This is a genomic window from Bradyrhizobium sp. LTSP885 (genome assembly GCF_000938305.1).
Lineage (GTDB): Bacteria > Pseudomonadota > Alphaproteobacteria > Rhizobiales > Xanthobacteraceae > Bradyrhizobium.
On the sequence record NZ_JYMT01000039.1, the window covers coordinates 57053 to 76278 of the forward strand.

The window sequence follows — 19226 nt, forward strand, 5'->3', positions numbered from 1 at the left end:
ACCAATCCGATGCTTCAGGCAAGCGAGGGCTGCGCCGCCGCACAGGGAACAGGGCTCACGGCTTCAGGGCATAGCCGAGCAGGCGCTCGTTCGCGCCGAGCTTTTCGCAATCGGCCGCATTCGACGCGAAGTGCGATTGCTCCCGCGCGTTGTAGCAGCGGTAGAGCGGAATCGTTCCGGGCTGCGCCTGCGCAGAGACCCAGCCGGCCGTGCGCAACCGCTGATAGGCGTGGGCTTCGCAAAATCCCTTCTCGGCGAGAAGATGATCGGGATGGCCGGGCCGCAGGCTGACGCAGTCTTCGAGCTCGACCATGGGAGCCCCGGCGGCCGCGGCCGTCATCAGGTAGCCCGATTGCGCTTCGAACCGGTAGGACGTGCCATTGCCGGGGACCGGCCCCGTCGTCGACCAGCGATCGTGCAGCGCTGAATTGTACCAGCGCGCGAGCTGCACGCCGACCTGCGGGGTCGCTTGGGTATCGCTGCGCGACACATCCACGGGCCGGACCACCAGATATTTGTCCGCGTGCCCGCCGCCCGGCGGCCAGTAGGCGTAGACCAGCAACCATGAATTCGACAGCTGGTTACCGCCGGTCGCAGCGTCGAGCAGGACCGGATAGGTGACGAGTTCGGACGGCGCCGGGCGCTGCCAGACGCCGGGGTCGAGCACCAACAGTGGCTCCGGCACTGCCTTGAGCGTGACGTGATCGCGGGTCAGGAACAATCCGAGACCGCCGGGCACCCAGCCAGTCAGCGCCAGCTCGCCGCTTGCCGTCCAGCGCGCGACGCTGCTGCCCGACCCGTTCATCAAACGTGTGGCCTGGCCGCCGAGCCCGGGCTCGTCCCACTTGCCGTCAAAATATTTCTTCCATTGGCCGGGGCCGGGATCGGCGAGTGGCGCGCGCGCCGCGATCAGCGCGCCGTCCCGCGGACGGAAGCAGTAGAGGTAGTAGAAGCTGTCGCGACCATCGACGGCGGTGCAGTCACCTTCGCCGGTGTTCTTGCCCGGCGTCGGGCGGTCGGTGCCGGTGATGATCTGCCCGAGGTCGTGCCAGGTCAGGCCGTCGTCGGATGAGGTCGCAAGCGACATCGATTTGTGGGTCTGGCCCGCCGGATAGTTGCAGGCGGTCTCGTCATGGATGAAGCCGAGGACGGTGGCGCCGGTGCGCTCCGCATGGTTCAGCCACTGGCCGCAGGAATCGACGCTGCCCGGCGGGCCCGGCCGCAGCACCACCCGGGCGGGGCCGCCCATGTCCGATGGCCTGATACCATCGATCGCCCGCGTCTCGGCATGGGCGTCGAAGCCGCGAAAGCGTCCGTTCGGAAGCGCGATCTCGCTGAACTTGTTGTCGGCAATGTCGGCGGCGGGTCCCCGCACGATGGTGGGAACGCCCACGCGAATGCGGATGCAGCTCGCGCAAACCTCGCCCTTGGCGGGCGCTGCGCCCGAGAATCCTGGCGCCGGCAACCAGAACGCCAGCGCCGCGGCAAGCGCCAGAATGCGGGATTTGTGACGATTGCGAACGAATGGCCGTCCGCCGCCGGAGGGACTACTCATCGCGCGATTATGGTTCGGAGCGGCGAGGGTTTTATGTAGCGCCGTCACACTATCGCGTGATTGCGCCGCCGCGGGGACTCTCACGATGTGGGATCGCCATGCCCCGCCAGGGGCACGCAACTGTCCGCGCTGCATGGGAGACCGCCACTTCGCAAGGGCAGCGGAGGCTGTTCGGATCGCACTCCGCCGTGTAGGCTGTTGTTTCTGCCGGCCAAACCACAAGGTCACCCACGTACCAAGGGAACGAGCAGCCGAGGGAGAGCTAAACAACGACATGACCGATATCCGATACGTAGCACCGCGCTCGCTTGATGAAGCGATTGGCGCATTCGCTGCCGCCGGAAGTGCCGCCCGCATTATGGCAGGCGGCACCGATTTGTTGGTGCAAATGCGCTCCGGCCTGGTGCGGCCGGGATTGATCGTCGACGTCAAGAAGATCGGCGAGCTGACTGACATCGAGGAGACCGCCGATGGCGGCTTCCGCATCGGCGCTGCCGTTTCAGGCATGGCGCTGCTGGAACATAAGCGGTTCGGCAAGGTCTGGCCCGGCGTGCTCGAGGCCGTCAACCTGATCGGCTCCAAGCAGGTGCAGGGCCGGGCGTCCGCCGGCGGCAATCTTTGCAACGGCTCGCCCGCCGGCGACAGCGTGCCGGCGATGATCGCAGCCGGTGCCGTCGTCACCGTGCAGGGCCCGAATGGCCGCCGCGAGACCAAGGTCGAGGACTTTCCGACCGGACCCGGCCGCACCAACCTCAAGCCGGGCGAAATCCTCGTTAGTTTTGCGCTGCCGCCGCGCCCCGCGGGCTCCAGCGATGCTTATCTGCGGATGATCCCGCGCACCGAGATGGACATCGCGGTGGTCGGCCTCGCCGTCAGCCTCACCTTGAGGGACGGCGTCTGCACCGCGGCCCGCGTCGGGCTCGGTGCGGTGGCGCCGACCGCGCTGCTGGTCGAGCCGGCTGCCAAGGCGCTGATCGGCTCGAAGCTCGATGACACCGCGCTGGAAGCTGCCGCCGCTGCGTGCCGCGCCGCTTGCCGTCCGATCGACGACAAGCGCGGCACCATTGCCTACCGCACCAAAACATCAGGCGTGCTGCTCAAGCGCACCGTTGCGATCGCAGCCCGGCGCGCCGGAGGAAATTGACACCATGGCGAAACTGCACGTCACGACATCCGTCAACGGCGAGCCCGTGGAATTCCTCTGCGAGCCCTACGAGACCATGCTCGACGCGTTGCGCGGGCAATTGGGCTTGACCGGCTCCAAGGAGGGCTGCTCATCCGGCGATTGCGGCGCCTGCTCGATCACGCTCGACGATCGGCTGGTCTGCTCCTGCCTGATGCTCGCGGCCGAAGCCGAGGGGCATGAGATCGGGACCATCGAAGGCATGGCCAGCGGCGAGACGCTGCATCCGCTGCAACAGAAGTTTTTGGAGCACGCCGCGCTCCAGTGCGGCATCTGCACCTCGGGCATGCTGGTCGCATCCGCAGCCTTGCTGAAGAAGAGCCCCGATCCCAGCGAAGAGGAAGTCCGCTTCTGGCTCGCCGGCAACCTCTGCCGGTGCACCGGCTACGACAAGATCGTCCGCGCGGTGATGGAGACCGCCGCCGAGATGCGGCAGGGGATCCAGGAGGCAGCCCAATGAATGTCGTCGACAACAAATGGATCGGCCAGCGCACCATCAGGCCCGACGGCGTCGACAAGGTGACGGGGCGGGCGGCTTTCGCCGCCGACACCACCATGCCCGGCATGATCTGGGGCAAGGTGTTGCGCAGCCCGCATCCGCATGCGCGGATCAAATCGATCGACACCGCGAAGGCCGAGGCGCTGCCCGGCGTCAAGGCGGTCGTCACCGCGCGCGACGTCGTCGATTTCACGATTCCGAAGGGCGCCGTCATGCTCGGCATCCAGGACATGCGCTGGATGTGCCGCAACGTGCTGGCGCGCGAGAAGGCGCTGTTCCCGGGCCACCCCATAGCTGCCGTGGCCGCGACCACGGAGGCGATCGCGGCCGAAGCCTGCAAGCTGATCGAGGTCGATTACGAGGTGCTGCCCTGGGCGATCGAGATCGACGACGCGTTGAAGGCCGACGCGCCGGTCCTGCATGAGTGGCACAAGTTCGACGGCAAGCCCTCGAACATCATGGCCCGGATCGAGGTCAAGAAGGGCGACATCGCGCAAGGATTCAAGGACGCCGAGGTCGTGATCGAACGCTCCTTCACCACGCGCCCGGTGCACCAGGGCTATATCGAGCCGCATGCCTGCCTGATTTCGGTTGCCGCCGACGGCAAGACCACGATCTGGTCGTCGAGCCAGGGCCAGTTCATGGTCCGCGCGATGACGTCGATGCTGACCGGCATCCCGCAGAGCGACATCCGCGCCATCCCCGCCGAGATCGGCGGCGGTTTTGGCGGCAAGACCATCGTCTACCTCGAGCCGCTGGCGACGTTGCTGGCGAAGAAGTCCGGCCGCCCGGTGAAGATGGTGATGACGCGCGAGGAGGTGATGCGCGCGACCGGGCCGACATCAGGCTCGAAGAGCACGGTGAAGATCGGCGCCAGGAAGGACGGCACCATCGTCGCCGCGCATGGCAGTTTCTATCTGCAGGCCGGCGCCTTTCCGGGCTCGCCGATCCGCGGCGCCGTCGGCTGCAGCTTTGCGCCTTACGATATCCCGCACGTTCTGTCGGAAGGCTTTGACGTCTGCTCCAACCGCTCCAAGGTCGCGGCCTATCGCGCGCCGGGCGCCCCGATCGGCGCCTATGCCGTGGAATGCGTGCTCGACGAACTCGCCGAGGCGCTGAAAATGGATCCGCTGGAGCTGCGGTTGAAGAACGCCGCGAAGCAGGGGACCAAAGCCGCGCACGGCCCGGTGTTCCCCCGCATCGGCTATATCGAGACGCTGGAGGCCGCGAAGACCCATCCGCACTATTCGGCGCCGCTCGGCAAGCTTCAGGGCAGGGGCGTCGCATCCGGCTTCTGGTTCAACGCCGGCGGCGAATCCTCCGCCCAGCTCAACATCACCGAGGACGGCAACGTCGTCGTCACCACGGGCCATCCTGATATCGGCGGCTCCCGCGCCGGCATCGCCAATATCTGCGCCGAGCTGCTCGGCATCGACTACAAGCGCATCTCCGTGATCATCGGCGACACGCAAACGATCGGCTTCTCCAACCTCACCGGCGGCAGCCGCGTGCTGTTTGCGTCCGCGATGGTGGTGACGCAGGCCGCCGACAAGGTGATATCAACCTTGCGCGAGCGCGCCGCGAAAATCTGGGACATCGACCCGGACGCGGTGAAATGGGAGAACGGCGCCGCGCATCCGGCGAGCCCCAACGCCGGCCAGTTCGAACCGTTGACCCTGGCTGATCTTGCCGAGAAGGCGCCGTCGCAGGGCGGCCCGATCGGTGCCAGCGTGCAGCTGAACACGCAAGGCGCCGAAGGCGGTTTCGGCACGCACATCTGCGACGTCGAGGTCGATGCCGATCTCGGTATCGTGCGGGTGATCCGCTACACCGCGGTGCAGGATGTCGGCCGCGCCGTGCATCCGAGCTATGTCGAAGGCCAGCTCCAGGGCGGTGTCGCCCAAGGCATCGGCTGGGCGCTGAACGAGGAGTACATCTACAACAAGGATGGCAAGGTCGATAATCCCGGCTTCCTCGATTATCGGATGCCGGTCTGTTCCGACCTGCCGATGCTCGACACCGTGCTGGTCGAGGTACCGAACCCAAAGCATCCGCAAGGCATCAAGGGCGTCGGCGAAGTGCCGCTGGTGCCTGTCATGGCCGCGGTGGCGAATGCCGTCCACAACGCGCTGGGCCGGCGCTTCTACAGCCTGCCGATGTCGCCGCCGAAGGTCTCGGCGGAGCTGGATGCACCGGTGCAGTTGGCGGCGGAGTAGCGTCGATCAACCGGTTCGGTCGTCATTGCGAGCCAACGGGTCGCGCGAACGCGCGCCCGATGACAGGCTCCGCGAAGCCATCCATCTTTCCACTTGCGCGGAGAGATGGATGGCTTCGTCGCTTCGCTCCTCGCAATGACGGTTTGGCAGCCGAGCCAAGCGCTTCACCGCAACTCCTTCCCCAACGCCCGAAAAACCGTCTCGCACGTCATCAAATCCAGGTGCCCGCCGCCGGCGTTCTTGAAGAAGGTGATGTCATCTTCTGACAGCCGGCCAGCGACCTTGCCGGTGGCGAGGTCGTAGTGATCGCCGAGCACGTCGTTTTCGCTGATCGCGCCGCTGGCGATCGGCTGCAGGATGTCGCCGACGCCGTCAAAGGCAGATTCGCGGCGATCGACGAAGACGCGCGAACGTTTCGCCGCCTCGTCGTCGGCCTCGCGGGTCTCTGGCGTAAAGCCGCCGACGAGGTCGAGATGGGTGCCGGGTCTTAAGTTTGCGCCCTTGATCAGCGGTTGGCGCGAGCGGGTGCAGGTGGTGATGATATCGGCCTCGCGCGTGGCGGCGTCGAGATCGGTGACAACATCGGCGGCGATGCCTTCACGTTCCAGCACCGCAGCGAGCTCTTGTGCGCGCGCAGTGGTCCGGTTCCAGATCTGCACGCGCCGCAGCGACGGCCGCACCGTGCGGTGCCCGCGCACCAGCCAGTGCGCCATCTCGCCGGCGCCGACCACCAGCAATGTCTCGGCGTCGGACCGCGCGAGATGCTTGGCGCCGAGCGCGGAGTCCGCGGCCGTCTTCCAATGGGTGATCTCGGAGGCATCCATCACCGCGAGCGGCTGGCCGTTGCTGCCGTCGAACAGCACGCAGACCGCCTGCACGGCCGGCAGCTTGCCGTCGGCGAGGTTGGCTGGAAAGCTGGTGTACAATTTGGTCATCATGAAGCGGCCGGCATCGACCGCGCTGCGGGTCACCAGCTGCTGGCCCTTGTCGTCGCCGAGATAGCCGTCCCGCACCGCGATCTTCGGCCGCCGGTGCGCGGCCTCGATCGCTTCGACCAGGAGCGGGAAGGTCAGGACGCGGTTGACCTCGCTATCGTCGACAATATGCACGTCGTTCTCCTCCAGGGCGCTCTTGCGCTCCTTACGGGCGCTCTCGCGCTCCGTCCAGGGCCAAAGCCTGTCCCGCGATGGATAGCGCGTGGGGAGGGGCAGTCAACGGGGCATGTACGCCGGCGGCGCGCTTGCTATGCTATCGGCTGATTCTATCGCAGGTCTTCGCAAGCCGTGGTTGCATTCGTCGTCGCACTCCTGATTTTCCTGCTGTTGGCCGGTGCGTCGCTCGCGAGCATGGCGGTCTATGGTCGGCTCCAGGAGCATCATCGCACCGACGACACCAACACGTCGGTGCGGCTGGTCGCGACCCTGTTCGTCACCATGCCCTCGCTGCTGCTCGGCCTGATGATGAACAACGCCGCCAACACCTATGTGGCGATCGACCGCAACCTGCACGTCTTCGCCACCGACATCATCATGCTCGACCGCACGCTGCGGCCGCTCGGCCCCAGCGCCGACGAGCCGCGCCACCGGCTGCTCGCCTATGTCGAGCATGCGCTGCAGGACGTCCCGATCGTGCGGGCCACCGAGAGTTCCGAGCACCTGCTCGACGAGGTCGGCACCAGCCTGAGGTCGCTGCGGTTCGACGACGAGCAGAAGATCGGGCTGTGGAACGAGGCCCGCTCGGTCTACCGCCAGCTGCAGCAGCAGCGCTGGACTTTTTCGGAGCAGGCCGACAACCCGTTTCCGTCGCCGATGATCGGCATCCTGGTCGCGTGGCTGACGCTGATGTTCGTCACGCTCGGCTTTCGCGCGCCGCGCAATGCGGTGGTGATCTCAACCTATGTGGCTGCAGCCCTGCTGATCTCGGCCGCGATCTATCTGATCCTCGACATGAGCACGCCGTTCTCCGGCCCGATCCAGCTTTCCGACCGGCCGCTGGTCCGCGCCGCGGAGGAGATCAGGCGGTAGCCGCGATGTGAGCATGTAGCCCGGATGAGCAGCGCGATTTCCGGGGTGTGCTCCCGCATATCGCGTTGCTCATGCGGGCTACGCGCCGCAATGTCGGTGTGACCTAGCGGCCGCCGCCACCACCACCACCACCACCGCCGCCTCCTCCGCCACCGCCCGCGCTCAGCATGCTACCATTATAGCGCGGATCGGACTGCTTCATGTAGGCCGGCGAGATGTCGCGGTCTCGCGTACGATTCAAATCCGTCGCCGGGGTGGGCTGCCCGCAGCCTTCGTCGAAGAACGGGCTGCAGCGCACGATGATGCGTGGCTGAAACGCGCTGGCGGCCGTCGTCGTCAGGACCGTCGTTGCGACGGAGGTGATCAGCACTGCTGATGTCGCGAACGTGGTCGTGGTGGCGAGAGCGATCAACGCTGCTGTTGATAATCTTGATCTGGTCGACATTGGAAATTCCATCCTTCGGTTGGCGAAACCGGAATGGCCCGCTCGCGAGATTGGACGGGGCCTGATGGAAAGGGGTTCGAGCGGAAGGCGAGGATTTGGCAGCGCGCACACGACAACGTGAAGGTCCGGGCGGACCGCGCCGGGCGAGAACCTGGCCCATGCCATGGGCGGACGCCTCGACAAATACAGGCGCGGAGATGGCACCGAAGGCGACGCGGCACGTTAGATCGTTCCGACGCCATCCCAGCGTCATCATCCAGGAGGTCACCATGCCCGCCAGCCACGACAAGGATCACGTCTACAAGATCCTGGAACTCGTCGGATCATCCGACAAGAGCATCGAAGCGGCGATCGACAACGCCGTCGTTCGCGCGTCAAAGACGATCCGGGACATGAAATGGTTCGAAGTCGTGCAGACGAGGGGCCACATCGAAGGTGGCAAGGTTGGCCACTATCAGGTGACGTTGCGGGTCGGGTTCACGCTGGAATAGGGCGCGCGCATCCGCCGATCACCCGCAACAAGGTGGTCGGTCGCGCCATCGGCTAGCATGCGCAACAAATTCGGTGTCGTCCCGGACTTGACCCGGGACCCATAACCACAAATGCCAGTTATTGCGTACGCTGGGGCCACAGCCCGCTTCAGCAACTCAACCCTGTGGTTATGGGTCCCTGCTTTCGCAGGGACGACAGCAGTGAGTGTTGCGCAAACCCCATCACCTTCGCGACAGCGGCGGCGGCGGCGGCGGCTCGGTACTCCCCGCGGCGAGCGAGCGCTGCATCATCACGCTGTCGGACCAGTGGCCGTGGCGATAGGCGACGCCGGGCAAATGGCCGACGCGGGCGAAGCCGAACCGCTCGTGCAGTGTCAGCGAGGCGGTGTTGTCACTGTCGATATAGCCGATCATCTGGCGGAAGCCCGCCGCGGCACAGGTGTCGATCAATTCCTGCAGCAGCTTTCCGCCGACGCGCTGGCCGACATACTGGTGATGCACGTAGATCGAGTGCTTCACCGTGTAACGATAGGCCGGGCGCTTGCGGAACAGCACGACATAGGCGTAGCCGACCACCTCGCCGTTGCAGATCGCGACCAGATGCGGCAGGCGAGTGTTGCGCAAATTCTTGCGGCGGTCGCGCAGATCGTCGGGCTCCGGCGTGCCGGAATCGTCGACACTGTCGTCAACCCCATGTCGGATGTGGCGGCGGTAGATCGAGAGCATCGCGTCGACGTCGCTGTCGCGCGAGGCGCGGACGGTGATCTCGGCGTGCGCCGCGCGCTTGTGATCATTCTCCATTGCGTGCAGTCCGTCCGCTTATTGCGCTACGACGTAAGTATAGAAGCGGACGCGGCCGGACGCATCGATTTCCTTGTAGACGCCCTGGATCTCGACCTCGAAGCCCGGGAAGGTGTTGAAGCTCGCCTCGAACATCTTGAGATAATCGATCATCGGCTTGCTGCGTTCCGACAGCAGCTCGCCGGGCACGATGGTGGCGATGCCGGGCGGGTAGACCACGAACGGGGTTGCGGCGATGCGGCCAAAGATCTCGTCGATCGGCAGATAGTCGACGTCGTTGCGGATCAGATAGCGCGCCGCCTCGCGCGGCGACATCGCGATCTCGGGCAGATGCTCCGGCAGGAATTGCTTGGCCTGCAACGTGCTGACGCCGGCGTCGCGGAAGAAGCGGTGCATGTCGCCGCAGAGATCGCGCAGCCGCACGCCGGCATAACGTCCCGGCCGCCGCCGGTAGAATTCGGGGATGGCGTCCTCGAGCAGCGCGTTCTCGTCATGCAGCTTCTTGAAGGCGACCAGCCCCGAGATCAACGTGCCGGCCTTGCTGGCCTCGACGCCCGGTGTCAGCAGGAACAGCAGCGAGTTGAGATCGTTCTTCTCGGCGACGATGCGGTTCTCGCGCAGATATTGCGCCACCACGGGGGCGGGGATGCCGTGGTCGGCATAGGCGCCGGTGGCGTGGTCGAAGCCGGGCGTCAGCAGCGTGAGCTTGTTCGGGTCGGTCATGGCGAAGCCCGCCGTCGTCTCGGCGAAGCCGTGCCAGCTCTCGCCGGGCTTGAGCTGCCAGTAGGACGGGTTGGTCGCGAGCTGGTCGGTGGAGATGCTCTCCCAGGCGACATTGTGGACGCCGCCCTCGCGCGCGACATCCGGGATCATCACCCGGTCAGGCACGAACGGCTCGAAGAACCAGCGCCGCTCAGCCCGCGTCTCCTTCTCCTCGAACTCGCGCTTGACCGCGCGGATCTTCTTGCGCAGCTCGATGCCGAGCCGGATCGTGTCGTCCCACAGCACTTCGCCGGAGCGGCCCTTCATCATCTGCGCGCCGACGTCGAGCGAGGCGAAGATCGGATAGAACGGCGAGGTCGAGGCGTGCTGCATGAAGCTTTCGTTGAAGCGGCGGTGCTCGACGCGGCGCTTCTGGCCCTTGATGTGGCGGTCGCGGATGTGGATCTGCGAGGCCTGCGAGAAGCTCGCGAGCTGCTTGTGGGTCGATTGGGTCGCGATGATGCCGGGCGCCTCGGGGCCCAGATCAGAGAGGCCCATCGCGAAGCGGCCGGCATAAATCGGGTGGAATTTCATGAAGCCGGCCCAGGCCTCGTCGAACAGGATGTAGTCGCAGAGATGGCCGATGCGCTTGAGGATCATCTCCGCGCTGTGGATGGTGCCGTCATAGGTGCACTGCTCGACCACGGCGACGCGGAACGGGCGCGGCTTCTTCCAGGCGTTCTCGTCCTTGACCAGCGGGTGCTTGCGGATGGCGTCGCGCAGGGCGCCTTCCTCGAGCAGGTCCCAGCGCATCGGGCCGATCAGGCCCCAGGCGTTGCGCACCGTCGGCACATAGACCGGGATGCCACCGCCGATCAAAAGCGCGCCGTGATGGGCGGCCTTGTGGTTGTTGCGGTCGAACAGCACGAGATCGCCGTCGGTGACCAGCGAGCCGAGCGCGACCTTGTTGGAGGTCGAGGTGCCGTTGAGCACGAAATAGGTCTTCTCGGCGCCGAAGATCTTGGCGGCCTCCTTTTGCGCCCGCAGCGCCGGCCCCTCGTGGGTGAGGAGGTCGCCGAGGTCGAGCACGGAATTGTCGAGGTCGTCGCGAAAGACCGCTTCGCCGAGATGCTCGACGAAGACGCGCCCGATCGGGCTGCGGCTGTAGAACACGCCGCCATTGTGGCCCGGGCAGGTCCAGAGCTGGTTGCCTTCCTCGGCATAGTCGACCAGCGCGCCAAAGAACGGCGTCTTCAGATTCTCGGCATATTGCTTGAGCCTGGAGATCAGGTTCTTGGCGATGAAGGGCGGAGTCTCCTCGGACAGGAACACATAGCCGTCGATGAAATCGAGCACCTCGACCGGCAAATCCTCGAACCGCTTGCGGCGGATCAGCAGGATGATCGGGAAGTCGAGGCCGCGCCGCCGCATCAGATTGATCAGCGCCGCGGTCTTGCCCTCCAGCCCCTTCTTGCCCCAGTCGACCACCATGCAGCCGATCGCAGCATCGGTCTGCACCGCGATCTCGGCATCCTCAAGCTTGCGGGCGCGCACCACTTCGAAGCCGGAGCGCTCGATTTCGGCGATGATCTGGTTGAAGCGGATGCCTTCGAGGTCGTCGGATTCGAATACCGGCGCGGCGAACAGGAAGTTGAAGCGTTTGAAATAGTCCATGCGTATCCTCGAACTGGTCCGGCAGAACCTGTCGGGATAATTCATGACAAAGAGATGACAGTGAAGGCGGGACCGATGGTCGTCTCCCCGAGCGGGATTTCGGGGCGGCGCGCGACGATTTTGGCGGCGGTCTCCACCCGAGAGTCTGAGGCGGCGCGGGAGCTGGGGTAATCCGATCCTGGCCACTTGCTAATCTTGTGCTGGGGTTGATTCGGCCCAGCAAAGGGGACAAGCGATGGCCCTGTATGTCGGACTGGATGTTTCACTAAGAATGACGTCAATCTGCGTCGTCGAAGCGGATGGCTCGTCGGTATGGGAAGGCAAAGCCGAAAGCGAGCCGGTCCCATTGGTAAAGGTGCTTTCGCCTTGGCGAGACAAAATCGCTCTCGTCGGAATCGAAGCTTGTCCGCTATCCGAATGGCTTTACGGCGCATTGGTTGAGAGTGGGTTTCAGATCGTCTGCATTGAGACCCGGCATGCACAGCGCTTCTTGTCATCTCGACCCAACAAGACCGACCGCAGCGATGCGCGCGGCATCGCTGAGATGATGCGCCTCGGACACTATCGATCGGTTCATGTGAAGAGCAAAGCGTCACAGTTGCTCCGAACGACCCTGATCGCGCGCAAGAAGTTCGTCGATCACATGCTGGCGATCGAAGACACTATCCGGGGGTTGATGAAGGTGCATGGGTTAAAGCTTGGTGCAGTGCACCGAAGTCGGTTTGCGGCGAGGGTCGAAACTCTGCTCGCGGATGCGCCTGACTTGCGTATGGCCATCGAGCCGCTGCTCGAAGCGCGCAACATGATGCGTAAGCACAAAGCCCTTATGGATCGGCAGCTTGCGCAAATGGCTCGCAAGGATGATGTTTGCAAGCGGTTGATGACCGTATCCGGCGTTGGTCCGCTTGTGAGCCTATCGTTCAAAGCCACGATTGACGATCCGAACCGGTTCAAAGATTCCAAGGCCGTTGCGGCGCACCTGGGATTGACCCCTCGCGTCTATCAGTCGGGTGAGATTGATCGATCAGGCAATATCAGCAAGTGCGGCGACAAGCTGATGCGGCACGCGCTCTATGAGGCCGCGAACTCGCACATGCGGATTTCTAAAAAGTGGTCGACACTTCGAGCCTGGGGCGTCAAGCTCGCCAAACGTATCGGGTCCAGGAAAGCGTGCGTGGCAGTTGCCCGCAAACTCGCAATTATCATGCATCGGATGTGGGTCGAGGAAACGGACTTCCGCTTCGGAAAGCCGCCTGTGACCCAACCCACATAAGGATCGTCCCGGCGTAACGATCTGCTCTGCCGAGGACGTGGGGAGGGTCAGTCCGTTTCGATCCCTGTGCGGTGCTCAAGCACGCGCTGTGAGCTTGGACGACCTAACTCGCCGGACCCCATCATGGAGCATGCCGTAGGGTTGACTCCGGACAGAAGCGCGGGCCAGGCGGTGGTGGATTGCGGAACGATAGCCGCATGATGCGGCAACGATCGTTACCCGAATGGGCGGAGACACCGGCGAGCGGTGGCTCCGGTCGCGGATCTATGCCCGAGACTAGAGCGTGACCGCCCGAAGGGCTGGCCGCCCAAAAATCATTTCTCAGTTTGCCCCAATAGCAAACATTTGGAGGATAAAAGCGGAGGTCCGAAAAGTGCCGATTTTGTTGTAAAAGTCGGCCGTGACTGATGATGTTGTTCGGCCATTTCACTTGGAGCGACGGGGTTTGATCCCCCGCCCCCGACGCTCTCTACGCAACTTTTACGCTATGCAATACAGAGAGCCTGAGCGGGTGGCGGTCGCGCAGCCAGCGATGCGAGCCGCCTTAGGTTCTGAGCGATAGCGGCCAGAACAAACTCGTCCTGGGCGCCTCGCGGACCACGCAGTCGAAGCCGACCGAGCCTCAGGATGCGCTTCAGGTGCGCGAACCGCATCTCGATCTTCTTGCGTTCTCGTCGCGACCGGTCGAACCCATCGGTGCCAGCCAGGGACCTGGCAACATCGCGCGCGGCTTCGTGCCGGTCGCGTGGAATCTTGCGAAACGGGACCTTTGGACAGCACTGCGCTCTGAGTTTGCAGCCGTCGCAGTCATGCTTCCTCGCTAGATAGATAAGTGTGGTTCCACCATTCACGAGTGTCCCCGTCGTCGTTAGGATATTACCCGCTGGGCAGTGGTAGACGTCGCTTGTCGGGTCATATCGAAAGTCGCTGCGCGAGAAGGTGCCATCATCCCGCTTCGATTTATCGAACACAGGGATGTGCGGCGCGATGCCTTTCTCCTCGACCAGCCAGTTCAGCATCGGAGCCGCCCCGTAAGCGGTATCACCGACAAGCCGCTCTGGCTTGAGACCAAAGCGCTCTTCGGTCCGTTCGATCATGGTCTTTGCTGCACCGACCTCGGCCTGGCGAATGGCGCGGGAGGCTTCGACATCAAGGATGACGCCGAACTTCACGTCGATGAGATAATTGTCGGAGTAAGCGAAGAACGCCGGTCCCTTGTGAGCTCCGGTCCACTGGGCCGCGGGATCGGACGGTGAAACGAACTTCGGAACAACGTCGCTGGCGGCGCCCCACGCTGTGTCGTCAAGGGTCGCCAGATACTCCTTCACGGCACGGCTGGACCTCTTGGGATCGCGATCCCTGCGCCAATCCTGACCAGCGATCGAGCGTTGCTTGTTGGCGTCGGCCTGGATCAGGCTCGCATCGACTGCAAAGCCTTCGCCACCAACCAGACCGGCCACGATGCACGCCTCAACGACCCGTTCGAATACGTGACGAAAAACATCTCCTTCGCGGAAGCGCTCGTTGCGGGCCCGCGAGAACGCCGAATGATCCGGGATGGCGTCCTCGATCCCGAGCCTGCAGAACCAGCGATAGGCGAGGTTCACCTGCACTTCACGGCAGATCAGCCGCTCCGAGCGGAGCGCAAAGACATACCCCACGACCAGCATCCGGATCATCAGTTCCGGGTCGATCGACGGGCGCCCCATCGACGAATAGTGCGGTGCAAGTTCGCTGCGAAGCCAGGAGAAATCGAGAGCACTATCGATCTTCCGCACCAGATGGTCTTCGGGAACCGCCTCGCTAAGGTGAAACTCGTAGAACAGTTGACCTTGGTCACTCTTCAGACGGCCCATCATGGATCGACCTCGCCGAGATTCGCGGCAGCAGAATGGAATCACGGTTCGTTGCCGGTCTCAACCGACTTTTACAACAAAATCTGCCAAACCCGGAAGTTACCAGGCTCACCACTGGTATCGGACGACACCCTCGCCCGCTTAGCTACGCGTCGCGCTGCAGAAGGCTCAAAGTGTTTTCATACCCGGCAAGAGTGCAATTTGCCGCCGCCAGAAGGGTCCGGCCAACTTGGCCAAGATCCTGCACAGCTAGACTAGTTGCCAAAGGGTGATCCAATAGGCTTGGTAATTCGTACAGACCCGCAGCACCGACCGTTATTAACGGTGTGGTCGACCGGCAGCAGCGGGCCAGAGACGAAATCGGCGACGACTTTGGCCCTAGGTGACGGCAGTTTCGACCAGCTGCGGACGTCGGGCTGCGAGAAACCGGGTCCAAATCAGAAACTGTCCCCATTGCTTCAGCCGGTTTTGTTGCGTTTAACATGGAGTTAAAGCGTATGCGCTAACATTGCTGGGCAGCAGCGGGAATTCAGACGTGATCAGGACTGAAGTCGTTCCGGACGACCGGGCTTTCGTTGTCCATGTCCAAGCGAGCAAGCCTACAGCAGCGGGAGACTGGCAGAAGATCTTCGACGAACTGGATCACGCGATGGACGAGATCGAGGCCAAGGTGACGGACGACGACACCTTCTGCTTCCAGATCCGCCTCCGCGTCGAAGGCTTTGACGCGGAGCGCTTCTTCGGTTCTGAGCAGGGCGGGGAATACAAGTTCACCTCGCACGATCCATGGGATGGCTACAGTCCAGATTTCTGGCGGTCGGCCCTTGCAGGGCCCGCGTCACGGCAGAGGGTCGAACGGTGGGTTTCACGGTATGCGAAGACACTGAAATGCGCCGAAGAGGCTATGCGCAGCACGGCAAGTCTGTGGGAAGATGACACCACTCAATTCGGCGAACCGCTACTATTGCTGTTGGCGGTGATGGACGTGACATTCGTTGCTCACTACGAAAAATTTCTCCTACTCTGGGACCTCAGTCATCAAGTTGAGATTTGGCCGGCCGTCGCTGTCCTCCTTGAGCACCACGGCGTGCGGCCTGAGACCTCAGCGCTAGCACAAATCTTCGCCTCCGTAGACACGTGACGACGCCCTGCGCCAACGTACCCGAGTGTCCGCTTCCGATGATCTGCGGAAAGTAGGAGACAATTCGGTATTGGACGCTTCGGGTCAAAAGTGAGCGTCAGGCTGACACGCCGACCCCGGTCGGTCTAGCTAGCCCCAGCTTCTGCCGAACTGGGAACAAACGGTGTCGGCACGGCATGCGGAATATCGGGGAAATCTTTCCACGGGCGGTTCTGCATCACAGCGGTGTGGCTGTAGCCTATCGAACTGGCCATCGTGCCTTCTTCCATCGGCACCAACGGCTAAACCCGGCGACCTCCGCCGCTAAGAACGCTGCCAGTCACGGTCCATTCGACGGTCAATAGGTCGCTCATTATTTTAGCCGACGTGTCAAAGCACGCCGTATTCCGGCTAGGCCCGACTTCCGAAATAGGTCAAAGTGAGACCTCCGCACTCGATCTTGGGTTGGCCGCTTCTACCCTGAAACCGGACATCCCGCCCGCCTCGAGAAAAGGGGCTTGACCTTTCAACTCGGATTACAGAAGGGACCGTTGCCTGCACCCCAGTGTTGCGTCCTGGCCGCCGCTGAGTGGCAGGTTCTGCCGGCAACGCCCGGCGGCCGACTGGGAGCCGTCCACGGCCCGGGGCCAAGCGCCGGAGGCGATAACGTGGTCGGTTTTTAACTTGAGTTTGAACGCAACCTGTTATTGTATATCGCATTCGATGCTCGCTGGCCATTTGGCGGATCGTGCCGAAACCGCAGATTTTGAATTGCTGAAAACTCCATATACGAGGAGGGAGCCATGTCCCGCGCGTTCGGAGATCCCGATCTAACTCCTGATAATTTCAGCAGCTTCAGCAAGCAGCAAATCGACGCCGACTCGGCCGCCAAAGGCCTCGAGCAACTCGAACCATTCCCGGCGGCCAGAAGCACCACCCCGATGGAGTTGTCGGCGGTGATCGGTGCCGACCTCGTGCAAAAAATCGAGAAGGCCGGCAAGATCACCTTTCATGCGGTAGGTGACACCGGCGGAATTCACAGCCCGGAATTCCAGTTTGCCGTGGCCGACGCAATGGCCGAAGACCTCTCAGGCGGAGCCGCCTTCTGGTATCATCTGGGCGACGTGGTCTATTATTTCGGTGAGGAGCAATACTACTTCTCGCAGTTCTACGATCCGTACCGCAATTACAATGCGCCGATCTTTGCCGTTCCAGGCAATCACGATGGAGCCATCTACACCGGCGAAACCACCAAGTCACTGGCTCCCTTCATCGCCAATTTCTGCACCAGCCAACCCACGCGAAGTTCGGATAGCCAAGGCGCGGTTCGAACCACCATGGATCAACCGGGGGTCTACTTCACCCTGAACGCTCCTTTCGTGAAGTTCATCGGTCTCTATTCGAATACGAGCGAGGGCGGCACCGAGGGCGTCATCGCAAATTCAAAGGTTGGCAACGCCCAGTTGACGTTCTTGAAGCAGCAGCTGGTCGCCGCGAAAGCCGAACGAGATAAAAACCAGGGGCGCGCGCTGGTCATCGTGACGCACCACCCGCCATTTACAGGCAGTCCCACGCATGTGCCGAGTCCGGCCATGCTCAAGCAAATCGACGACGCCTGCGAGGCTGCCGGAATTCAGCCGGACTTGTATCTCTCCGGCCACGCCCATCTGTATGAGCGATACACCCGAACGGTTGGCAAGAAGCAGATCCCCTATCTCGTCGCCGGAATGGGGGGCTACTACAATCTACCGGGTTTGAAGCCGCCGAACCGTCGTCCGCCTTCACAGACGACTCCGCAATCCGGCACTGATGCGAGCGGCAATCCGCTCAGGCTGGACGTCTACAACGATAACACCTTCGGATTTCTGCGATTGACTGTGTCGCCGACCTCGATCGCCGGTGTGTTTGTGACGGTGGACCCGCCGTCAGGCAAGACCGGCGTTGGCGACAGCTTTACGGTCAACTTGCAGGCCAACACCGTTTCCAGCGGCGGATCAGGCGGCGCGTCCGGCACGCAAGCAGGAAAGCCTGCCGCATCCTCCAAGGCCAAGCGCGCTCCTGCCAAGCCAGCACGGAAGGCCGGTGTCAAAGCTGCGAAAGCGAAGCCGAAGCCGCGCGCCGCGAAGAAACGGCGCCGCTGACGCCGCTATCCGGGCGATCCGGACCGTGGAGGATCCGTGATGCCTTGGATTGTCACCCTGCCACCGGCACCAGCCCGTGGCGCAGCATCGTCTCCTTCATCCTGGCCGGATCGGGGGCGCCGGCGGCCATCAGTGCCGCGATCTCCCTGAAATATTGCGGCCCCAGCACTCCGGGGCTTAGCATGCACAGGCAGGTCGACGGACCGTCCGAACGGTTGGTGAAGCCATGGACGATGCCGCGCTTGATGAACACGGTCTCGCCGGGGCTGAGATCGATGTCCTGGCCATCGACCCGCCAGGTCGAGACGCCGGATAGCCCATAGATCGTCTCGTCCCAGCTCTCGTGATAATGCGGGATCGGCATCCGCGCGTTCGGCTGCAGCGTCATCTCGAACAGATCGATGCTGCCGCCGGTCGTCTCCTTGCTCTGCAGGAATTTGAGTTGCAGCGTGGCGATTTCGATCAATTCGGACATGTTGGTCTCGCATGGTTTGCGCGCCACCGTAGCGGATGGCACGCGCCGAGGCCAACGGCTTAAGCAGCAGGGCTGCTGTCAGTAGACGAGCCCGGTGCCCGGCGGTTTTTCGAGCGCCGCCGCCAGCGTGCGATACTCGTTGCAGTCGGTGCCGCAGATCGCAGCGATCCGGCTCAGATGGTATTGCGCCTGATCGCGGTTGCCCTGTTCGATCTGCCACAGGCCGTAATAGTTCCAGGTCAGCACGTGGTTCGGATCGGCCTTCAGCGCGCGCTCGTACCAGACCTGCGACAGCTTGTAGTCGCCGAGCTTGCGATAGGAGTAGCCGATCAGATTGGCGACATTCGGATGGTCGTCGTTCCCGAGCGCGTGGAGCTGATCGATCCCTGCGGCATAGTCGTTGCGCTCATAGATTGTCGCATAGGCCGCGCGGTAGCCCTCGCGGAACGCCGGATCTGCCAGGCCCTGCTTGCTGGGCTTCTTCGTTCTTGTGGTCCTCTTGTCCTTCTGCTGGGGCGGGGAGGGCGCCGGGGTGCTGTAGTCCGCGCCGCCACCTCCGCCTCCGGCCGCTATGGCGGACGGCGGTGAGGACAGGATGAGCGGCACCGCGAGGGTCGCCGCAAGCGTCGCAAGCTTCATCAGTGACTTGATCATGCAAACCGCCGGGTTCGAACGGGGTAGTCGTGGGTCTGAAGCAATAACTCCCCGCCACCGCAGACATTCCCCTCGATTGGAAAAATTGTTTGCGGCAACGGGGTCGAAACTAACTTT

General features: G+C 63.3%; 16 protein-coding genes. 8 read left to right on the forward strand and 8 right to left on the reverse strand.

Annotated features, from left to right (window positions below; genetic code table 11):
* Window positions 1–55 precede the first annotated feature (55 nt).
* A complete protein-coding gene (locus UP09_RS26670; protein WP_044541311.1) occupies window positions 56–1555 on the reverse strand; it encodes a hypothetical protein in 1500 nt (499 codons plus the stop codon).
* A 283-nt stretch (window positions 1556–1838) separates the two neighbouring features.
* Between UP09_RS26670 and UP09_RS26675 the strand changes: the two genes are divergently transcribed.
* The 3 genes from UP09_RS26675 to UP09_RS26685 are packed head-to-tail and all read left to right on the forward strand — an operon-like array spanning window position 1839 to window position 5453.
* The gene (locus UP09_RS26675; RefSeq protein ID WP_044541393.1) at window positions 1839–2699 is read left to right on the forward strand and encodes an FAD binding domain-containing protein; all 861 of its coding nucleotides are present in this window, start codon (window positions 1839–1841) and stop codon (window positions 2697–2699) included.
* A 4-nt stretch (window positions 2700–2703) separates the two neighbouring features.
* The gene (locus UP09_RS26680) at window positions 2704–3198 is read left to right on the forward strand and encodes a (2Fe-2S)-binding protein (RefSeq protein WP_044541312.1); all 495 of its coding nucleotides are present in this window, start codon (window positions 2704–2706) and stop codon (window positions 3196–3198) included.
* Entirely contained in the window at window positions 3195–5453 is a 2259-nt protein-coding gene (locus UP09_RS26685; protein WP_044541313.1) for a xanthine dehydrogenase family protein molybdopterin-binding subunit, read from the forward strand. The genes UP09_RS26680 and UP09_RS26685 overlap by 4 nt, the downstream gene beginning before the upstream one ends.
* A 164-nt stretch (window positions 5454–5617) precedes the next feature.
* Here the strand turns inward: UP09_RS26685 and UP09_RS26690 are convergent, their stop codons facing one another.
* Complete coding sequence (locus UP09_RS26690; protein ID WP_044541314.1) at window positions 5618–6562, reverse strand: ornithine cyclodeaminase family protein; 945 nt, start codon at window positions 6560–6562, stop codon at window positions 5618–5620.
* Window positions 6563–6736: 174 nt separating this feature from the next.
* On the opposite strand from UP09_RS26690, the gene UP09_RS26695 reads away from it, so the two are divergent.
* Entirely contained in the window at window positions 6737–7477 is a 741-nt protein-coding gene (locus UP09_RS26695; RefSeq protein WP_044541315.1) for a bestrophin-like domain, read from the forward strand.
* Window positions 7478–7580: 103 nt separating this feature from the next.
* Here the strand turns inward: UP09_RS26695 and UP09_RS26700 are convergent, their stop codons facing one another.
* Entirely contained in the window at window positions 7581–7922 is a 342-nt protein-coding gene (locus UP09_RS26700) for a hypothetical protein (protein ID WP_156164794.1), read from the reverse strand.
* A 269-nt stretch (window positions 7923–8191) separates the two neighbouring features.
* On the opposite strand from UP09_RS26700, the gene UP09_RS26705 reads away from it, so the two are divergent.
* Entirely contained in the window at window positions 8192–8413 is a 222-nt protein-coding gene (locus UP09_RS26705) for a dodecin (RefSeq protein ID WP_044541395.1), read from the forward strand.
* A gap of 222 nt (window positions 8414–8635) precedes the next feature.
* Here the strand turns inward: UP09_RS26705 and UP09_RS26710 are convergent, their stop codons facing one another.
* Both UP09_RS26710 and UP09_RS26715 read right to left on the reverse strand, forming a co-directional pair.
* Window positions 8636–9214, reverse strand: a complete 579-nt coding sequence (locus tag UP09_RS26710; protein ID WP_044541316.1) for a GNAT family N-acetyltransferase — start codon at window positions 9212–9214, stop codon at window positions 8636–8638.
* Window positions 9215–9232: 18 nt separating this feature from the next.
* Complete coding sequence (locus tag UP09_RS26715) at window positions 9233–11590, reverse strand: Orn/Lys/Arg family decarboxylase (RefSeq protein WP_044541317.1); 2358 nt, start codon at window positions 11588–11590, stop codon at window positions 9233–9235.
* A gap of 235 nt (window positions 11591–11825) precedes the next feature.
* Here UP09_RS26715 and UP09_RS26720 point away from each other — a divergent pair, with 235 nt between their 5' ends.
* Complete coding sequence (locus UP09_RS26720; RefSeq protein WP_044541318.1) at window positions 11826–12863, forward strand: IS110 family RNA-guided transposase; 1038 nt, start codon at window positions 11826–11828, stop codon at window positions 12861–12863.
* Window positions 12864–13348: 485 nt separating this feature from the next.
* Here the strand turns inward: UP09_RS26720 and UP09_RS26725 are convergent, their stop codons facing one another.
* Entirely contained in the window at window positions 13349–14722 is a 1374-nt protein-coding gene (locus UP09_RS26725) for an IS1182 family transposase (RefSeq protein ID WP_044541319.1), read from the reverse strand.
* Between the two features lie 532 nt (window positions 14723–15254).
* Here UP09_RS26725 and UP09_RS26730 point away from each other — a divergent pair.
* Together UP09_RS26730 and UP09_RS26735 are read left to right on the forward strand one after the other, a co-directional pair.
* Window positions 15255–15860: a hypothetical protein gene (locus UP09_RS26730; protein ID WP_044541320.1), complete on the forward strand. Its 606-nt coding sequence runs from the start codon at window positions 15255–15257 to the stop codon at window positions 15858–15860.
* Between the two features lie 782 nt (window positions 15861–16642).
* Window positions 16643–17980 carry a metallophosphoesterase family protein gene (locus UP09_RS26735; protein WP_052833222.1) on the forward strand — a complete coding sequence of 446 codons (1338 nt, stop codon included), beginning with the start codon at window positions 16643–16645 and terminating at the stop codon, window positions 17978–17980.
* A gap of 52 nt (window positions 17981–18032) precedes the next feature.
* On the opposite strand, the gene UP09_RS26740 is transcribed toward UP09_RS26735, so the two are convergent.
* Window positions 18033–18455 (reverse strand): cupin domain-containing protein, encoded by a 423-nt coding sequence (locus UP09_RS26740; protein WP_044541321.1) that lies wholly within the window; start codon window positions 18453–18455, stop codon window positions 18033–18035.
* Window positions 18456–18533: 78 nt separating this feature from the next.
* A complete protein-coding gene (locus UP09_RS26745; RefSeq protein ID WP_052833223.1) occupies window positions 18534–19109 on the reverse strand; it encodes a tetratricopeptide repeat protein in 576 nt (191 codons plus the stop codon).
* Between the last annotated feature and the right edge of the window lie 117 nt (window positions 19110–19226).